Origin of the sequence: Agrobacterium sp. RAC06 (assembly GCF_001713475.1) — a bacterium.
Taxonomy (GTDB): Bacteria; Pseudomonadota; Alphaproteobacteria; order Rhizobiales; family Rhizobiaceae; genus Allorhizobium.
The window spans coordinates 3,015,859-3,034,123 of record NZ_CP016499.1; the positions used below are offsets into that span (position 1 = coordinate 3,015,859).

General features: G+C 60.7%; 20 protein-coding genes. 5 read left to right on the forward strand and 15 right to left on the reverse strand.

Features of this window, described 5'->3' with window-relative positions; genetic code table 11:
• Positions 1-2: 2 nt before the first annotated feature.
• A complete protein-coding gene (locus BSY240_RS24175; RefSeq protein ID WP_153763278.1) occupies positions 3-143 on the reverse strand; it encodes a hypothetical protein in 141 nt (46 codons plus the stop codon).
• A 108-nt stretch (positions 144-251) separates the two neighbouring features.
• Between BSY240_RS24175 and ppk2 the strand changes: the two genes are divergently transcribed.
• Positions 252-1,145, forward strand: coding sequence for a polyphosphate kinase 2 (gene ppk2, locus BSY240_RS14515; RefSeq protein ID WP_054150073.1), 894 nt, complete (start codon positions 252-254; stop codon positions 1,143-1,145).
• A gap of 4 nt (positions 1,146-1,149) precedes the next feature.
• Here the strand turns inward: ppk2 and BSY240_RS14520 are convergent, their stop codons facing one another.
• The 3 genes from BSY240_RS14520 to BSY240_RS14530 are packed head-to-tail and all read right to left on the reverse strand — an operon-like array spanning position 1,150 to position 3,807.
• Positions 1,150-2,157: a glycosyl transferase family 90 gene (locus tag BSY240_RS14520; RefSeq protein ID WP_069042772.1), complete on the reverse strand. Its 1,008-nt coding sequence runs from the start codon at positions 2,155-2,157 to the stop codon at positions 1,150-1,152.
• Positions 2,154-2,972: an amino acid ABC transporter permease gene (locus BSY240_RS14525; protein ID WP_069042773.1), complete on the reverse strand. Its 819-nt coding sequence runs from the start codon at positions 2,970-2,972 to the stop codon at positions 2,154-2,156. The genes BSY240_RS14520 and BSY240_RS14525 overlap by 4 nt, the downstream gene beginning before the upstream one ends.
• A gap of 37 nt (positions 2,973-3,009) precedes the next feature.
• Positions 3,010-3,807, reverse strand: a complete 798-nt coding sequence (locus BSY240_RS14530) for a transporter substrate-binding domain-containing protein (protein WP_054149795.1) — start codon at positions 3,805-3,807, stop codon at positions 3,010-3,012.
• A 221-nt stretch (positions 3,808-4,028) separates the two neighbouring features.
• Between BSY240_RS14530 and BSY240_RS14535 the strand changes: the two genes are divergently transcribed.
• The gene (locus BSY240_RS14535; protein WP_069042774.1) at positions 4,029-4,535 is read left to right on the forward strand and encodes a nuclear transport factor 2 family protein; all 507 of its coding nucleotides are present in this window, start codon (positions 4,029-4,031) and stop codon (positions 4,533-4,535) included.
• Positions 4,536-4,604: 69 nt separating this feature from the next.
• On the opposite strand, the gene BSY240_RS14540 is transcribed toward BSY240_RS14535, so the two are convergent.
• Both BSY240_RS14540 and BSY240_RS14545 read right to left on the reverse strand, forming a co-directional pair.
• Positions 4,605-5,435: an aldo/keto reductase gene (locus tag BSY240_RS14540; protein WP_069042775.1), complete on the reverse strand. Its 831-nt coding sequence runs from the start codon at positions 5,433-5,435 to the stop codon at positions 4,605-4,607.
• A 152-nt stretch (positions 5,436-5,587) separates the two neighbouring features.
• Positions 5,588-6,118, reverse strand: coding sequence for a L,D-transpeptidase family protein (locus tag BSY240_RS14545; RefSeq protein ID WP_069043993.1), 531 nt, complete (start codon positions 6,116-6,118; stop codon positions 5,588-5,590).
• Between the two features lie 151 nt (positions 6,119-6,269).
• On the opposite strand from BSY240_RS14545, the gene BSY240_RS14550 reads away from it, so the two are divergent.
• On the forward strand, positions 6,270-6,953 hold the full coding sequence (locus tag BSY240_RS14550) for a response regulator transcription factor (protein WP_069042776.1): 684 nt from the start codon (positions 6,270-6,272) through the stop codon (positions 6,951-6,953).
• Between the two features lie 117 nt (positions 6,954-7,070).
• Entirely contained in the window at positions 7,071-7,526 is a 456-nt protein-coding gene (locus tag BSY240_RS14555) for a cyclic nucleotide-binding domain-containing protein (protein ID WP_054149799.1), read from the forward strand.
• A 22-nt stretch (positions 7,527-7,548) separates the two neighbouring features.
• Here the strand turns inward: BSY240_RS14555 and BSY240_RS14560 are convergent, their stop codons facing one another.
• The 6 genes from BSY240_RS14560 to tesB form a co-directional block, all read right to left on the reverse strand.
• A complete protein-coding gene (locus BSY240_RS14560; protein WP_054149800.1) occupies positions 7,549-8,355 on the reverse strand; it encodes an exodeoxyribonuclease III in 807 nt (268 codons plus the stop codon).
• Positions 8,356-8,471: 116 nt separating this feature from the next.
• Complete coding sequence (locus BSY240_RS14565; RefSeq protein WP_054149813.1) at positions 8,472-9,128, reverse strand: outer membrane lipoprotein carrier protein LolA; 657 nt, start codon at positions 9,126-9,128, stop codon at positions 8,472-8,474.
• A gap of 125 nt (positions 9,129-9,253) precedes the next feature.
• Positions 9,254-11,905, reverse strand: a complete 2,652-nt coding sequence (locus tag BSY240_RS14570; RefSeq protein ID WP_069042777.1) for an FtsK/SpoIIIE family DNA translocase — start codon at positions 11,903-11,905, stop codon at positions 9,254-9,256.
• Positions 11,906-12,106: 201 nt separating this feature from the next.
• The gene (locus tag BSY240_RS14575; RefSeq protein WP_069042778.1) at positions 12,107-13,468 is read right to left on the reverse strand and encodes an ammonium transporter; all 1,362 of its coding nucleotides are present in this window, start codon (positions 13,466-13,468) and stop codon (positions 12,107-12,109) included.
• Between the two features lie 27 nt (positions 13,469-13,495).
• Positions 13,496-13,846, reverse strand: coding sequence for a P-II family nitrogen regulator (locus BSY240_RS14580; RefSeq protein WP_040299273.1), 351 nt, complete (start codon positions 13,844-13,846; stop codon positions 13,496-13,498).
• Between the two features lie 215 nt (positions 13,847-14,061).
• Complete coding sequence (tesB, locus tag BSY240_RS14585; protein WP_069042779.1) at positions 14,062-14,946, reverse strand: acyl-CoA thioesterase II; 885 nt, start codon at positions 14,944-14,946, stop codon at positions 14,062-14,064.
• An 83-nt stretch (positions 14,947-15,029) separates the two neighbouring features.
• Between tesB and BSY240_RS14590 the strand changes: the two genes are divergently transcribed.
• Positions 15,030-16,244 carry a ubiquinone biosynthesis hydroxylase gene (locus BSY240_RS14590; RefSeq protein ID WP_069042780.1) on the forward strand — a complete coding sequence of 405 codons (1,215 nt, stop codon included), beginning with the start codon at positions 15,030-15,032 and terminating at the stop codon, positions 16,242-16,244.
• A gap of 37 nt (positions 16,245-16,281) precedes the next feature.
• Here BSY240_RS14590 and BSY240_RS14595 read toward each other — a convergent pair whose 3' ends face one another.
• From BSY240_RS14595 to trxA, 3 genes are all read right to left on the reverse strand, one after another.
• The gene (locus tag BSY240_RS14595; RefSeq protein ID WP_054149805.1) at positions 16,282-16,479 is read right to left on the reverse strand and encodes a Trm112 family protein; all 198 of its coding nucleotides are present in this window, start codon (positions 16,477-16,479) and stop codon (positions 16,282-16,284) included.
• A gap of 3 nt (positions 16,480-16,482) precedes the next feature.
• Entirely contained in the window at positions 16,483-17,160 is a 678-nt protein-coding gene (locus BSY240_RS14600; RefSeq protein ID WP_069042781.1) for an LON peptidase substrate-binding domain-containing protein, read from the reverse strand.
• A gap of 86 nt (positions 17,161-17,246) precedes the next feature.
• The gene (trxA, locus tag BSY240_RS14605; protein ID WP_054149807.1) at positions 17,247-18,221 is read right to left on the reverse strand and encodes a thioredoxin; all 975 of its coding nucleotides are present in this window, start codon (positions 18,219-18,221) and stop codon (positions 17,247-17,249) included.
• Between the last annotated feature and the right edge of the window lie 44 nt (positions 18,222-18,265).

The following is an 18,265-nucleotide window of genomic DNA, read 5'->3' on the forward strand; positions in this document are numbered from 1 at the left end:
GCTCAGCCGCGAAGGCTCGCAAGGGCCCCTTGAACGCGCGCGAAGAAGCGTGCCGGCAGACGCTTGTGGTCCTGCAGCACGATGAACTGGTTCGCGAGGCATCCGAATTTCGATCCCATGACCGGCGTCATACCAGTTTTCATGAATGTCGGCAATTGCTTCGAGTGCCCCATGACATGCGACTGTCATGAAGCTTTCTTGCAAGCATGATTGATCTTCGTCAGTATCGAACTCCACTCGGAACCGGCGCCATGAACGAAGAGATCCACCGCATCAAGACCGAACTCCTCGACAGCTTCGACGAGGAGCTGGAGCAGCAGCTGGAGGAGGATCGTCTCGACCAGCTCGTCGCCGACGGCATGTCAGAGCCGATGATCGACCGGAAGATCTACTTTCGCGAACTCTTTCGCCTCCAGCACGAGCTGGTTCGCCTGCAGGACTGGGTTCAATACAAGAAGCTGAAAGTGGTCGTGCTGTTCGAGGGCCGTGATTCGGCTGGCAAAGGCGGTGCGATCAAACGCGTGACCCAGCGGCTCAACCCGCGCGTCTGCCGGGTCGTCGCCCTGCCGGCGCCGACCGAGCGCGAGCGCAGCCAATGGTACTTCCAGCGCTATGTGCAGCATCTGCCGATGGCGGGTGAAATGGTGCTGTTCGACCGCTCCTGGTACAATCGCGCCGGTGTCGAGCGGGTCATGGGTTTCTGCACGCCGGACGAGCTCGAAGAGTTCTTCCGCTCCGTCCCGGAATTCGAACGCATGCTGGTGCGCTCTGGCATCATCCTCGTCAAATACTGGTTCTCGATCACCGACGAGGAGCAGGAATTCCGCTTCCGGATGCGGATCAACGATCCCCTGAAGCAGTGGAAGCTCTCGCCGATGGATCTCGAAAGCCGGGTACACTGGGAAAGCTATACCCGCGCCAAGGAAGAGATGCTGGAGCGCACGCATATCCCGGAGGCACCCTGGTGGGTCGTCCAGGCCGTCGACAAGAAGAAGGCGCGTCTCAACATGATCGCGCATCTGCTGAAGCAAGTGCCTTACGAGCATGTGCCGAAGGAAACGATCGAGCTTCCCGCGCGGGTGCGCAATGAGGACTATATCCGCCATCCCGTGCCGGCGGACATGTATGTCCCTGAAACCTATTGACGGTTCATCCAGGCTGAAATTCGCGCGTCTGCTGAAAGAAAAGGTGGCTGAAGGCTGACGGGGGAAGCTGTCCCGTCGCTTCGAAATATTTCTGGAGCACCAGCAGGGAGATCTTGCGCTCGGTCTTTCGATCGCAGAACGAGGCAACATACGCATTGGCGTTCGCCACGATGTCCTGTGCCCAAAGCGGATCCCGTTCAAGCGCCGCAATCTTGTCTTCTAGGTCGCTGAAATCGGGGCGCACCTCGACGAAGTGGCGGTCGGGGATCAGGCCGCCTTCCATGAACCATGTCTCGTAGCGCCCCTTCGGCATCACGCAAACACTGCCGGAGGCCATGATCCATTTCAGGTTGGTGGCGACATCGAAGCCCTCGATGGACAGGATATAGCGATAACCCATCTGGTCCTGCGGGCTCAGAAATCCTTTTGACCTGAAGCCCTCCTTGGTGTCCCCGACATGGCCGACATCGGCAAACGCGCTCTCATGATGCCGGCGGAGCAGTTCAGAGCGCAGCGGATTGTTGAGCGCTCCGCGCCACACGGCCATGGGCTTCTTCTTCTCCCAGCGCGTGTCATCGTAGCACAGCCGGAAATGCCTGAGCTTGTCGAGGTTCAGAAGCACGGAGTTTCCGTTCTCCCCGTCAGTCGGGCGACTTTTGACAAGGCTAGGCGCGTTCGGAACCCAGGTCACGTCACCGAAGAGATAGTTGACCTTCAGTTGGGTGGGAAAGTAGCGCAGATACTCGTCCAGATCGAAGTAGTAGCGGCTCCGGCCTCGATCGACTGCATCAAGCCTCACACCCGGTTTTGCGGCACCGTGACCCAACTTGTTGCAGTAATTCGCGCGCCGAACGAGTTCATCGAGTTCCGGCGCGTCTTCCAGATCGCGCAGGATCGACTTGCTTCTTTGTAGAAACCACTCCCTCGGCAACGCGTGACGGGCAATTCCCGTCGCATAATAGCGGACCCGGTTGATGGTCGTCGCTGTGCCGCCAAGTGAAGGGAGCTTCATCCGCGACGCTCCCTCATGCGCTGTTCAAAACCTCGCAGGAGGATCGACAGGCCGATTGTGAGCACCAGATAGACATAGGCCACGATTGAATAGGTCTCGAAGAAGCGAAACGAGCCGGAGGCGTAGACCTTGCCCATCTGGGTGATGTCGGCAACCCCGAGGACCGAAACGAGGGATGAATCCTTCACCATGGCCACGAAGTCGTTCGACAGAGGTGGGAAGATGACGCGGATCGCCTGAGGAAAGACCACCAGACGAAAGCGCTGGCCGCGGCTCAAGCCAAGCGCCTTGGCCGCCTCGATCTGACCCTTGTCGATCGACTGGATCCCGGCGCGGAAGATTTCGGCGATGAAGGCCGAATAGCCGATCATCAGCGCAATGATCGCACGCCACATCAGGGAGATGTCACGCACCACCATCGGCTCGGCAAGGCCCGCCGATACGAGGGGTGACGTTACGAGGTTGTAGAGCGCGACGAAGCCGGGCGCACCGACAAAGGCGATGTAGAAGAGCAAGACGATGATCGGAATGCCGCGCACGACTTCGACGTAGAAACGGGCAATCTGGCGCAGGACAAGGCTGTCCGACATTCCCATGAGTGCAATCAGCAGGCCAAGCGCCGTCGCCAGGGTAAAGCCGATCAGCGTGACGAAGATCGTCACCCAGAGCCCCTTGGCCACCGTGTTGAAGACCTGGGCATAGAGGTCGCTGACGAAGATGACGCCAGCAAGGGCTGCCGCCAGCACAAGGAAGGCGATCAGCCACCAGGGCCGATCGCCTTTCTGGTCACCCTGGGGAAGGGTCTGAAATGCCATCAGTCACCCGCCTTCAGGTCGCAGGCACGGACGCGGTTCATTCGCCCATCTTGTAGTCTAGGAACCACTTCTTGTTCAGCGTCTCGATGGTGCCGTCGGCCTTCATCGCGGCGATCGCAGCATTGACGGGAGCGACGAGTTCGGAGCCCTTCGGGAAGATGAAGCCGAAGTCTTCCGAACCGAGCGGGCCACCGACGAGCTTCAGCCCGCCATTCGAGGCATCGACATAGCCCTTGCCGGCGGTGCCGTCCGTCAGCACCACGTCAACGTCACCGGTCTTCAGTGCCTGGACGGTCGCGCCGAAGGTTTCGAACAGCTTGATGCGCGGGTTCTGCTCGTTGCCGTCGAGGATCTCATAAACGGCCGTGTAGAAGGGGGTCGTGCCCGGCTGTGCGCCAACAAGACCGTCTTCAACGGCGGCGAAGCTCTTGCCGTCGGTAAACCGGCTCTCGTCACCGCGAACCAGCATGAACTGCTCGGAGCGCATGTAAGGGTCGGAGAAATCGACCTTCTCCTTGCGGTCTTCCTTGATGGTGATGCCGGTCATGCCGATCTCAAACTGGTTGTCCGACACGGCCTGAATCATCGCATCCCAGGAGGTGTTCTGATACTCGACGGTGAAATTCAGCCGCTTGGCGATCTCGTTCATCGCATCATATTCCCAGCCGATCTGCTGACCCGATTTCGGGTCGACAAACTGCAGCGGTGGATAGGCATTTTCCGTCACCACGACGACCGTCTTGCCGCCGAGATCCGGCAGTTCGGTTGCATGGGCCGAAAGAGGCAGCAGGGCAAGAGCGGAGAGACCGGCAAGGACAGCGCGGCGAAACAGCATGGAAATCTCCCGAATTGTGGCAGCGCACAGTGTCACATCTTGTTCAGGGATGGCAAGAAGCGCCCATACAGGAGAGCATCTCCGGCTCCTTGTTCTTGTGGAGCAGATCTCGTGGCGGTTCTGTTTTACAGACTTCGGCTGAAAAAACTGCCTTCTACCTGCATCGGGCATCAAGCGATATCAACGGATGGTCTTCCCTTGCTGTCTTTGAGGTCGAAACCATGATCAAGCAATCGGCCGTTCTTGCCGTTACCCTCAGCCTGTTTTCACCGCTGGCTCATCCCGCACCGGTTTTCGCTCAGGAGGCTGTGGTTGCCGCGGCCGACAAGGAGGCTCTGTTCACGAGCCCCGATCCAAAGCTGCATGCCAACAAGCAGGTCGTCTATCACATCATGCGCGACCTTCTGGAGGCCGGGCACTGGGACCAGGCCGACCGCTTTTTGACGGAGCGTTACATCCAGCACAATCCGAACGTCGCGTCGGGCCGGGAGACCGTCGTTGCGTTTTTTACAGAGGTCCTGAAAGTCGAGAAGAAACCGATCCCCGAGAAGCTGTCGACCCCCGTGGCTTTCGTCACAGCCGAGGGCGATCTGGTGACCGTCGGCATCGTCCGTGAGGAGAAGGATCCCAAGGATCCGTCGAAGACCTACACCACTACCTGGTACGACACCTGGCGGATCGTCGACGGCAAGGCCGACGAGCACTGGGATTCGGCCGTCAAACAGTGAATGGCAAACGGGCCGCCTCCTTTTCGGGAGGCGGCCCGTCTCATGTCGGTCCGCAGTGTCTCACGTGAATCAGAAGGTTGCCGTCTTGGGATCCGGTCCGATACGGGCGCCCGCATCGTCGAGACCGTTCAACGTATCCAGATCTTCCGCCGACAATTTGAAGTCGAAGACCTTGAAGTTCTCGCTGATCCGCGACGGCGTGACCGATTTCGGAATGACCACAAGACCATTGTCAATGTGCCAGCGGATGATGACCTGAGCCGGCGTGCGACCGAGCTTGGCGGCGATATCGGCAATGGCAGAATGACCGAGCAGCTTGCCTTGGCCCAGCGGGCTCCAGGATTGCGTCGCAATGCCATGCTTCTCATGGAAGGCGCGCGCCTCGCGCTGCTGGAAGTCCGGATGAAGTTCGATCTGGTTGATGACCGGGGTTACGCCCGTCTCGGCGATGATCTTCTCGATGTGCTCCGGATAGAAGTTGGACACGCCGATGGACTTTGCGCGTCCTTCTTCCTTCAGCTTCACGAATGCCTTCCAGGTGTCGACGAAGAGGCCACGATGAGCCGAAGGCCAATGGATGAGATAGAGGTCGACATAATCGGTTCCCAGCCGCTTCAGGCTGGCATCGAAGGCTTTCAGCGTCTGCTCGTAGCCTTGTTCGGTGTTCCAGAGCTTGGTCGTGAGATAGATTTCCGACCGGTCGATCCCGGACTGGCGGATGCCTTCCCCGACGCCTTCTTCATTTTCATAGACAGCGGCCGTGTCGACATGGCGATAGCCGGCCGACAGCGCGGCCTTGACGGCCGGAGCCGCTTCGTCGTTCGGGGTCTGCCAGACGCCCAGCCCCACCTGGGGGATGCGGGCGCCGTCGTTCAGGGCAATATGCGTTTGGTCTGTCATCAATATCTCCAGATGTCTCATTCGTTGCGCTTGGCGCGAAATCGTTGGCGGTCACGAAGAGGCGCGAAAAAAGCGCCGTCCGCCCCTTCGGTATCTAGGATGCTCCGCCATCGGTGAAAGGCCCGCTCCGCGCAAAAGCCCTTAATCTCCGTTCAAAGAACCTGAAGCGTGGTGCTGGGACCGAGATGAGGGAGCAGGCGCCGCATATCCCGAGGACTGATGGCGACGCAGCCCTCTGTCGGTGTGTAACCGGGTCTTGCGATGTGAAAGAAGATTGCAGAGCCACATCTGCGCTTGCGGCTTCGCAGGTTCCAGTCGAGCACGATGCAGACGTCATACAGCTCGTCGGTCCGCTGCAGTGTTTCATGACTGGGTTTGAAGGGTGCGCGGACGGGGCGATTGTAATTCGGGTCGCCGACTGCGTCGCACCAGAGCATGTCGGATGATGATCGGCGCATGCTCAAGAGGGTGGAGGGCCATGGCCCTCGGTCACCCCGGCGATAGGCAAAGAGCAGAGGCATGACCGCGATCGGTGTCGCGCCATCACCCTCACGCTTGCGACTGGTGCGGCCGCCGCGCCCGAGGGCCGCTCGAAAGACCAATGATCCCGCCTGAAGAATAGCCTGTCTTTGATTGCCGGGAGCGGGGCGGACCAACAGTCGTTTGACTGCTGAGCGTGCGATTTTCGCTGCCTTCCGCCTCTTGGTCACGACTTTTTGCCTTGTTCGTGAATATTGTTGTATTCATAGCCCTTAAACGGCTGCGAGTAAGGCTTACATCCGGTGTACTTGGGCAGCAAGACCCGAGCACGGGACCAATTCGGAAGGATAACGGATGACGACGCGGACCATTCTGCTTGTAGATGATGACGACGATCTGAGGCAGATCCTGGTCGAGCAGCTCTCGCTCTACGAAGAGTTTGCGCTCATGCAGGAAAGCAATGCGACCCGCGCCATGCAGACGGCAAAATCCGCCCAGATCGATCTGATGATCATGGATGTCGGGCTGCCGGACATGGATGGCCGCGAAGCGGTCAAGCTCCTGCGCAAGGGCGGTTTCAAGTCTCCGGTGATCATGCTGACGGGTCACGACACGGATTCCGATACCATCCTCGGCCTCGAAGCGGGTGCCAATGATTATGTTACAAAGCCGTTCCGCTTCGCCGTTCTGCTCGCCCGTATCCGCGCGCAATTGCGCCAGTTCGAGCAGAGCGAGGACGCGACGTTCGGGGTCGGTCCCTATCTCTTCAAGCCGAGCCAGAAACTGCTGACGACCGAAGACGGCAAGAAGATCCGCCTGACGGAAAAGGAATCGGCAATCATCCGCTACCTCTATCGTGCCGGCCAGAAAGTGGTGACGCGCGATGTTCTGCTCGAAGAGGTCTGGGGTTACAATTCCGGCGTGACGACCCATACGCTCGAAACCCATGTCTACCGGCTTCGCCAGAAGATCGAGCGCGATCCCTCGAATGCCGAAATCCTGGTCACCGAAAACGGCGGCTACAAGATCGTTCCCTGAACGACGGATCAGAATGCGACGGGGATGAAGGCGACCTCTGTGTCGTTTTCATCCCCGTTTTGCGTTATGGACTGACAGCGGGCGTATCGACGATGCCCGATCGGACCAGGAAACGTCATGTCACTCAGCGACGATATCGAGCTTTTGTCGGCTCTGCCTCTCTTTTCCGGTCTGGACAAGGATCAGTTGCGGCTGATCGCCTTCGGTGCCGAGCACAGGCAGGTCGCAGCGGGTCAGGCTCTCTTCCGGGAAAAGGCGCCGGCAGAATGCGCCTATGTCGTCGTTCGCGGCGAGATCGAACTTTATGTCATCGGCCGTGATGGAAAGCCGCATCTGGAAGCTCGGGTCGGTCCCGGGATCATGTTGTCCGAGCTTGCCCTGATCACCATGGTGGAGCGCAAATACACTGCCGTTGCGGTCGAGGATGTCGACGTCATCAGGATCACCCGCACGCTCTTCCACCGACTGCTCGAGGAGTATCCGCAGATGGCGCGCCAGGTCGAGGGGCGTATCAAGCAGTCGCTTGCGGCTCTGATCGACGGGGCGGAAGCGCTCGCGCCGAAATTCTCCTGAATAGCCGACGTTATATCGCCTGCTATGGATTCTGGAAGCGGGCCGTCACCGGAACATGGTCCGAAGGCTGGTTCCAGCCACGCGCTTCCTTGAGGATATCGACGCGCGACAGAAGTGGCGCGAGATCCGCAGACGACCAGATGTGATCGAGACGGCGGCCTCGGTCCGCTGCGGCCCAATCCTTCGCCCGATAGCTCCACCAGGTGTAGAGCTTTTCCGAAGCCGGTACGTGCTGGCGCATCAGGTCGACCCATTTGCCCTGACGCATGATGTCGAGCAAGCCTTCGGTCTCAACCGGCGTATGGCTGACGATCTTGAGCATCTGCTTGTGAGACCAGACATCGTGTTCGAGCGGCGCAATGTTGAGATCGCCGACCAGAATGGAGCCCGTGTTCGGTTCCGCCTCGGCGGACAGGGCCTTCATCTCTTCGATGAAGTCGAGCTTGTGCCCGAATTTCGGGTTGATCTCGCGGTTCGGCTCGTCGCCGCCGGCCGGCACATAGAAATTGTGCAGGCGGATCCGCCGTCCGGCCCATTCGAAGACTGCCGAGATGTGCCGGCTGTCGCCGACGCCGCAGTAATCCTGCCGGTGGTCCTCCGCCAAGGGCAGTTTCGAGCAGATTGCCACCCCGTGGTAGCCCTTCTGCCCATGGATCACGATGTTGGAATAGCCGAGTTCTGCGATCTCCGCTGCCGGGAACTGGTCGTTCTGGCACTTGATTTCCTGCAGGCACAGGATGTCGGGATTTTCACGCTTGAGGAAGTCCTGGACGATCGGCAGGCGCAGACGCACCGAGTTGATGTTCCAGGTCGTGATTGCGAGTGTCATCGTGGCCGCCTTGAATGTTCCCTTGGCTTCTTAAGGTGTTCAGGTGCCCATGAACAGGAAAAGGCGGCTGATCCCTTGCGATCTGCCGCCTTCTCCACAGGTCGAAACAGAATGTCTTAGCCGCCGCGCTTCTGGCCGTGGACTTCGGCATAGGGAATTTCAAACACGCTCGGGTCGAACTGCACGCCGTTCTGCACATTGAAGATCATCACCGACGTATCCTTCTTCTGCACATCGGTGATCGTCCACTGGCGCAGTTCGTAGGACTTCGGATCGAACATCAGGGTGATCGTCGAATCGCCGAAGATCGTCCGGTCGCCGAGCACGATCGTTGTCAGGTCCGCTTCCTGCTTGACGTCGCGGACCATCTGGTTGCCGAGATCGATCCGGTTGGCGAGAAGCAGGCTGAGCGGCGTCTTGTTGAGCGGGTAGAGATCCCAGGTCTTCAGCTTGGTATTGCCGATAACGACATTTTTGCCATCGGAAATCACGCGCATCGGCGATGGCTGTTCATAGTTGAAGCGCAGCTTGCCCGGACGTTCGATGAAGAACTTGCCGCCTGTCTGCTCGCCCCGCGGACCGAACTGGACGAATTCGCCCATCATGGTGCTCACGCTCGAGAAATGGTCGGCGATCTGCTGGGCCGCGCCCGCCTGTGCGAAGGCGGGGAACGGCAGAGCGGCGCAAGCCATCATCGCAGCCGTACCCAGCACGAACTGGCGACGGCTGGCCAACATCGGGAGGCGGGCGCCGCGTTCCTTGATTTCTTTCATGCGATACTCCTTCATATGCTTTCGGTCTCGCCGAAAAAGGCGGCGGCTTCATGACCGTCATCGCCTGTGCCGCTGCGGCAACTCGTCCGCACGTCCGCTTGTTCCATCCCAGAACCGATTGGTGCCTACTCTTCGGTCGGTACCAGAATTTCGCGTTTCCCGGCATGGTTCGCAGGGCCGATGATGCCCTCTTTCTCCATGCGCTCGATCAGGGAGGCGGCACGGTTATAGCCGATGCCGAGACGACGTTGGACATAGGAGGTCGACGCCTTGCCGTCACGCAGCACGATGGCGACCGCCTGATCGTAGGGGTCATCCGATTCGCCGAGGTTTCCGGTTCCAATAGGACCGCCGCCATCTTCGCCATCCTCGTCGTCGTCGACGGTGATCGCTTCGAGATATTGCGGTGACCCTTGTGTCTTGAGGTAAGCAACGATTTCTTCGACCTCATGGTCGGAGACAAAGGGGCCGTGGACGCGCTGGATGCGCCCGCCACCGGCCATGTAGAGCATGTCGCCCATGCCGAGTAGCTGTTCGGCCCCCTGTTCGCCGAGAATGGTCCGGCTGTCGATCTTCGACGTCACCTGGAAGGAAATACGGGTCGGGAAGTTGGCCTTGATCGTACCGGTGATGACGTCGACTGATGGGCGCTGGGTTGCCATGATCACGTGAATACCGGCTGCACGGGCCATCTGTGCAAGCCGCTGCACGGCGCCTTCGATGTCCTTGCCGGCCACCATCATCAGGTCGGCCATTTCGTCGATGATGACGACGATATAGGGCAGGGGCTGCAGGTCGAATTCTTCCGTTTCGTAGATCGCTTCGCCCGTCTGGCGGTCAAAGCCGGTCTGCACGGTGCGGGTCAGGACCTCGCCCTTTTCGAGCGCCTGGGCGACACGGGCGTTGAAGCCGTCGATGTTGCGGACACCGATCTTCGACATCTTCTTGTAGCGCTCTTCCATCTCGCGGACGGTCCATTTGAGCGCAACCACGGCCTTCTTCGGATCCGTGACAACGGGAGAGAGAAGATGCGGGATTCCATCATAAACGGAGAGTTCCAGCATCTTCGGATCGATCATGATCAGGCGGCACTGCTCCGGCGTCATCTTGTAGAGGAGCGACAGGATCATCGTGTTGATGGCGACCGACTTACCCGAACCGGTGGTGCCGGCGACGAGCAGATGCGGCATCTTGGCGAGGTCGGCGATGACGGGTTCGCCGCCGATCGTCTTGCCGAGCGCCATGGCAAGCTTTGCCTTGTTGCCGTCGAAGTCGCGGGAGCCGATCAATTCACGCAGGTAGACGGTCTCGCGCGTCTGGTTGGGCAGTTCGATGCCGATCGCGTTGCGACCGGGGACCACGGCGACACGGGCGGCAATTGCGCTCATCGAACGTGCGATGTCGTCGGCAAGGCCGATGACGCGCGACGACTTGATGCCGGGTGCCGGCTCGAGCTCGTAGAGCGTGACGACCGGGCCTGGCCGGACATGGATGATCTCGCCCTTGACGCCGAAGTCGTCGAGAACGCCTTCAAGCAGGCGGGCATTGTGCTCCAATGCCTCGGCAGACAGCGTGGCGTCGCGCGTAATAGCGCGCGGCTCGGCCAAAAGATGGACGGACGGCAACTGGAAACCTTCGGGACGCAGGAAGGATCCCTGCGCGTCGCGCTCCATGCGGGCGCCCGGCTTGGGCCGTGCAGCGGGTGCGGCAACGCGCGGCGAGGCTCCGGCAGGCTTTGCCGGGGCCGACCGCACGCCGTCGTCGGAGAGGATGCCGGCCGGCCGCGGGAGATCGTCGAGACCGAAATCGTCCTCGTCGTCATCGAAGTGTCCAGCCGACATCGGAGGCGGGGAGACGATCGAGCGGCCGGTTGGGCGCACAGGTGCGCCATCGAGCGAGGGCTCGACGCGGGCATTGAGCGGCGGCGCCTTGGCGCGCACCGGCTCGTTCAATGTCCCGAACTCGTCATCGTTGAAATCATAGGGCTGTTCGAAATCGCGCTCGCGACGATCGCTGGAGGTCAATCCGAACAGGCGTCGGACGCGGGCGCGCGTCGTGTACCAATTGTGAGTTAGCGCACCCATGACCAGAGCGATCGGGCCTTCGCGTTCGTCGTCTTCCTCATCGTCTTCGAAGACGGGTGTCTTCGGCTTGGCGCGGACGAGCGGCGCGACCGGCTCCTCGTCATCCGCCGGCTCGACGGCCTTGCCGACGATGCCGGCCGCAAATAGCATCAGCCAGGTCGCCGGCAGGGCCAGTACCGCACCCAGGATCATGGCGAATGTCGACGTCGGATAGGCGCCGATGAAGAGTGCCGGAAAGCGCAAAATGAGATCGCCGAGCACGCCGCCTGTTCCACTCGGCAGGGGCCAGGTCTGCGGCGGCGGAAAACAGCCGACGGCGGCTGCCGCCACCAGGGCACCTGCAACCCAGGCACCGAGGCGGGCCGGGATGCGGGTCACTCGGCGTCCGCCGATGAGGGCGAAGGACCAGGCCATGACCGGCAGGAGCGCCAAAAGACTGCCGAGCCCGAAGAACTGCATCATCAGGTCGGCAAAGACTGCGCCGGACAGTCCGAGAATGTTCGTCGGCGGATTGTCCGTCGCATAGGAGAGGCTCGGATCCGAAACGTTCCAGGTGGCGAGCGCCGCAACTGCGAGCACCAGAAGAAGAAACAGACCAAAGCCGGTCAGTGCCAGGATCTGGCGCAGCAGGAAGGCTGACAACGCCGAGCGCGTCGAGTGCTCCGGAAGCGTTGCTGAATGGCTTCTGCTCATGGGGTCTCTGTCCGTCCTGTTGCCGGTGATGACATTGATCCCCGCGCAAGACGGAGATCGCCAGCTGCTAGACTACAGGATCGAGGGTTAATGCTGCATTAACCATGCGTGACAGGGAGCCGTCGTCAATTCCCGATAAAAAACGCCCGGGTGATGAGACCCGGGCGCTGCCGCATTTGAACTGCAAGGATCCGAGGGATCTTAGCTGTGGTAGGCAGCTTCGCCGTGCGAGGCGAGGTCGAGGCCTTCGCGTTCGGCTTCAACCGGCACACGCAGACCGACGATCAGATCGACCAGCTTGTAGAGGATGATCGAGCCAATGCCGCACCACAGAATGGTGACGACGACAGCATAGATCTGGGTCATGACCTGGCCGCCCATGGTCACGCCTTCAGCGTAGCCGATGCCGCCCAGCGAAGCCGATGCGAAGACGCCGGTTGCGATGGCACCAAAGAGGCCACCGATACCGTGAACGCCGAACACATCTGCGGTGTCGTCATAGCCGAACTTGTTCTTCACAACGGCGACGAAGAAGTAGCAGAGCGGCGATACCATGAGACCCATGACGATTGCGCCCATCGGGCCGGCGATGCCGGCTGCCGGGGTGATCGCAACGAGGCCGGAGATCATGCCGGAAGCTGCGCCGAGCATCGAAGCCTTGCCACGGGTGAAGGTTTCAACCAGGCACCAGGAGACGACAGCGGCTGCGGTTGCGATGAAGGTGTTGACGGTCGCCAGCATGGCGCCACCAGAGGCTTCGAGGTTGGAACCTGCGTTGAAGCCGAACCAGCCGACCCAGAGCATGGCTGCACCGACGAGCGTCAGCGTCATCGAATGCGGAGCCATCATGTCTTTGCCATAGCCCGTGCGCTTGCCCAGCATGATCGCACCGATCAGACCAGCCACGCCGGCATTGATGTGAACGACGGTGCCGCCAGCGAAGTCGAGTGCACCCCATCCGAAGATCAGGCCGTTGGCATCCCAGACCATGTGAGCGACCGGCAAGTAGACCACGGTGACCCAGAGCAGGCAGAAGAGCACAGCTGCGGAGAACTTGATGCGTTCCGCAAAGGCGCCGACGATGAGGGCCGGCGTGATGGCGGCGAACGTCATCTGGAACATGATGAAGATGTATTCCGGAATGACGGCATCAGAGAAGGTGGCTGCCGTGCTTTCCGGCGTGACGCCCGAGAGGAACAGCTTGGCGAAGCCGCCGAAATAGGCGTTTTCAGAGCCGCCAAATGCGAACGAGTAACCGTAGATCACCCAGGCGAGCATCACGGTCGAACCGATGACGGTGCACTGCATCAGAACCGAGAGCATGTTCTTGGCGCGAACCAGACCGCCATAGAACAGAGCCAGGCCCGGGATCAGCATGAACAGGACGAGGATGGTGCAGAGGAACATGAAGGCGGTGTCGCCCTTGTCCGGAACCGGAGCCGCAGCAACTGCTTCGGCTGCAGCAGGCGCTGCTTCCTGCGCGAAGGCGACAACCGGCGCCAGCACTGCTGCGGACGCGGCGCCAAGGCGCACGAGATTGGAATTCAGATTGGCAAATGACATCAGTAACAACTCCCCTTACAGCCGCTCTTACAGCGCTTCGGTATTGGTTTCGCCGGTGCGGATGCGCACGGCCTGATCGATCGAGTAGACAAAGATCTTCCCGTCGCCGATCTGGCCGGTCTTGGCGGACGAAGCGATGGCTTCGACGGCCTTGTCGGCAAGCTCGGACGAGACTGCGATCTCGATCTTCAGTTTCGGCAGAAAGCTGACGGCGTATTCGGTGCCGCGGTAGATTTCAGTGTGCCCCTTCTGGCGTCCATAGCCCTTGACCTCGGTCACGGTCAGGCCCTGGATCCCCACAGCCGTCAAGGCCTCGCGTACCTCGTCCAGCTTGAACGGCTTGATGATAGCCATCACAATCTTCATCTGGTTTCCCATCCTTTGCTTGTCCTCGGCTCGGAGCCGACTCTCCTTGCCGCCCGCAGCAACATTCGCGCAGCGACTGGACAATGACATTCAAAAGGCGTGCCAGATTCAGAATTGCCTATAAGTTATTGAAATCTAAAGACTATGAAAAACACAGCCAATAAACAGGCAAATGAATGCGCAATGGGCGCACATAAATTGTGCAGAATATCGCGATTGGCTTAAATCTAGTCATTTGCCCGTTTGCGGATCAACCCTTCCTGAGCCACCGAGGCAACCAGTCTTCCGTCACGTGTGAAGATGCTGCCGCGGGTCATGCCACGCGCGCCTGCCGCACTGGGGCTGTCCTGCGTGTAGAGCAGCCAGTCTTCCAGCCGGCAGGGACGGTGGAACCACATGGCATGATCAAGGCTCGCGACCTGCAGTTCGGGGTCGAAGATTGAGGTGCCGTGCGCATAGAGCGAGGTGTCGAGCAGGGTCATGTCCGAGAGATAGGCAAGGATTGCCGCCTGATAGTGCCTGTCGTCGGGAACGAGGCCTGATGCGCGCACCCAGATATGGGCCTCCGGTTCCAGTTTCTCCCGGGACAGATAGTGGGTCAGCGATGTCGGGCGGATCTCGATCGGCCGTTCGCGGCCCCAGTATTTCTTCACCGTATCCGGTGCCTGGGCGAGGAAGGCGGCGCGAAACTCCGCTTCGCCCATCAGCTGTTCCGGTGCGGCGACGTTCGGGATCTTCACCTGGTGGTCAAAGCCCGGTTCCTCGATCTGGAAGGAGGCCGACATGGAAAAGATCGCCTTGCCATGCTGGATCGCGACAACGCGGCGGGTGGTGAAGGAAGAGCCGTCGCGGATGCGCTCGACCTGGTAGACGATCGGGATGGAGGGATCGCCCGGGCGCATGAAATAGGCATGGAGCGAATGGACGATGCGGTCGGGGTCGACGCAGCGCTGTGCCGCCATCAGGGCTTGTGCGATGACCAGGCCACCGAACACGCGCTGCCAACCGTTCTGCGGACTGCTGCCGCGAAACAGGTTTTCCTCCAGCTTTTCCAGATCGAGACGCTCGATCAGGTCTTGCATCGGTTTGGTCTGGCCTGATGGCTGCGACATATTGCATTGCTCCGCTTATAGGCACCCGTTCAAGGCTGATCTATATAGGTGTCATCAGGTCTACAAGAACAAAGGAATTTGCCATGCTGGATGTGCTCGTCGTCGGCGGTGGCTATGTCGGTCTTTCCGCTGCGGTCGCAATCAAGCAGGCGGCCCCGCATCTCGCCGTCGAGGTTGTCGAAGCGGCGCCCGAGGACGCCTGGAAGAAGGACCCGAGGGCCTCGGCGATCATTGCGGCTGCGACCAAGATGCTCGATGTTTTCGGGCTCTGGGACCAGATCGAGCCGGATGCGCAGCCGATCAACCGGATGATCGTGACAGATTCGAAAACGTCCGATCCCGTGCGCCCGGTCTTCCTGACCTTCGATGGTGCCGTCGAAGACGGTCAGCCCTTCGCGCACATGATTCCGAATGTCAGCATGGTCGCCGCGTTGCGCCAGGCCTGCGAGGAACGCGGTATAAGCATCCGGCATGGACTGCGGGCAACCGGCTTTCGCGATACCGGACCGAGTGCCGAACTGACGCTCTCGGATGGCAGCGTCGTTTCGTCACGCCTCGTCATTGCCTGCGACGGCGTGCGATCCAAGCTGCGCGATCTCGCCGGCATCAAGGCCGTCACCTGGAAGTATGGCCAATCCGGCATCGTCACCACCGTGGAGCACGAGCGGCCGCATGACGGCGTGGCGGAGGAGCACTTCCTGCCGGCCGGTCCGTTTGCCATCCTGCCGCTGAAGGGTAACCGTTCGTCACTGGTCTGGACGGAGCGCACAGAAGATGCCGACAGGCTCGTCGCCTCCGACGACCTGCTGTTCGAGGCTGAGCTCGAGCGTCGCTTCGGCCACAAGCTCGGCACCATCCGTGCGACGCCGGACCGTCGGGCCTTCCCGCTCGGTCTGACCCTTGCCCGCGCCTTCATCGCGCCGCGTCTGGCGCTTGCCGGCGACGCGGCGCATGGCATCCATCCCATCTCCGGCCAGGGTCTCAATCTCGGCTTCAAGGACGTCGCGGCACTTGCGGAGACGATCGTCGAGGCCGACCGCCTGGGTCTCGATATCGGCTCGGTCAATGTGCTCGAGCGCTACCAGATCTGGCGGCGCTTCGACACGTTCCGCATGGGTGTCACAACGGATGTGTTGAACCGGCTGTTCTCGAACGATGTCACACCGATCCGGGTGCTGCGCGATTTCGGCCTTGGCGTCGTTGATCGTATCCCGGGCCTGAAGAACTATTTCATCCGCGAAGCTGCGGGCACATCCGGGCAAGCCGGGCCGCGCCTTCTAGGCGGCCAGAGCATCTGAGCGCTCATTTCCGGATCTGGTAAAGGGGCAGGCCCGCTCAGGCGGGCATCTCCAGCTTGCGGGCTTCCGAAACCAGCATGATCGGTATTCCGTCGCGGATGGGGTAGGCGAGACGCGCCTTCTCGGAGACGAGCTCGCTCTTCTCCCGGTCCCATTTCAGGGTGCCCTGCGTCAGAGGACAGACCAGAAGTTCGAGCATCTTCGGATCGATGAGGCTGGTCGGATTATCGGCCATGGGTCACTGCAACATGGTATCGGCATCACCGAAGGTCCGGGCGAGGACAATTTCGGTAATCGCAATCAGGGTCTCGGCACGCGTCTTGAGGTCGGGCGCCTCCAGAAGCGCCTGTTTTTCAGGCGGGCCAAACGGCGACATCATCGACAGGGAATTTACCAGCGTCAGGTTCGATGCCCGCTCGACGCTTTCCCAATCGGCTTCGAGCTTGTTCGCCTCCAGATAGGCCTTGAAGGCCGCCAGGAGGCCGGTACGGTTGACCTGTCCCTCGTCTTCCGCCGAACTCAGATCGGCGATGAAAGGTGCGATCTGGAAGCTGCGGAAGGGCTTGCTGGTCGTCACCTCGTCCATCAGCCGGAAACGGCACACCCCTGCCAGCGACACGATGTAGCGGCCATCGCCGGTTTCGTTGAAGGAGGTAATCCTGCCAAGGCAGCCGACGGGCGCCAGCTGTGGGCGCTCGGGCAGAATGTTGGCCTGCACCTCCGACATCGCCGGCTGAATCATGCCGATCAGTCGATTGCCGGAGAGTGCCGCATCCAGCATCGCGAGGTAACGCGGTTCAAAGACGTTGAGCGGCAGCTGGCCACCCGGCAGCAGCAGCACACCGGAGATGGGGAAGACTGGGACCGTCTCGGGGAGGTCGCCAGCCGTCAGATATCGGGCATTTCCCACTTGCATCGAAGCACATCCTGTCCGGAAAATTCCGGCGTTCTTTCCTGCTTCTATCTGGGTCGCGCCGGCCAAAACTCAAGGCCGGCGGCGGCTCACGAAAAGAGGATCGACGAGAGTTTGCGCCGCGCCATGATGGTGGCCGGGTCTTTCGGCCCCCAGACCTCGAAGAATTGCAGCAGCTGTTTGCGCGCACCATCGTCCTCGAAGGTCCGGTCGCGCTTCATGATCAGCAGCAGATGTTCTGCTGCTTCCTCGCGGCGACCTTCGACATTGCGGATCTTGGCGAGCTTCAAGCGCGCCTCGTGATCGTCGGGGTTCAGCGACAGCGTGTGCTCCAGCGCCACGGGATCACCGAGCTTGCGTGCCTCGTCGATCTGATCCAGCCGCGTGAGAACGGCCTGGATTTCGGCGGCCTTGGCCAGATCTTCGGGCAGCTGGCTGACCAGTTCACGGGCGCGCTGGTGCTGGTTGGCGCCGATCATGCATTCAGCGAGGCCGGCAATCGCCTTTGTGTTGTCGGGGTCGGCCTGGAGGATCGCGGCAAACAGCTGTGCGGCACCATCGATGTCTCCAGCTACAAGCAAGCCTGCGGCTTCTTCGAGCACGGCGGCAATTTCAGCTGCCTGATCGGCGCCGGCCGGACCTGCCACCTTGTCGATGAAGGCCTTCACCTGGCTCTCGGGCAGCGCGCCCATGAAGCCATCAGCCGGGCGCCCATTGACGAAGGCGACCACAGCGGGGATCGACTGGATGCCAAGCTGGCCGGCGACCGACGGATGGTCGTCGATGTTCATCTTGACGAGCTTGACGCGGCCACCAGCTTCGTTGACGGCCTTTTCAATGATGGGGGTCAACTGCTTGCACGGACCGCACCAGGGGGCCCAAAAATCGACGAGAACCGGCTGGTTGCGCGATTCGTCCATGACGTCGCGGGCGAAGTTCGCCGTCGTCGTGTCCTTGATCAGGTCACCTGCTGGGGGCGTGCCTTGAGGAGCGCCACCGAACTCCGCCTTGGCCGTCATGGTCTGGTTGCCGTAGCTGCCGTAAGGGTTGCCGTAGTCGCTCATCTTCTCGCATCTCCCGCCTATTTCGCAGCCTTTGGGGAGGCTGA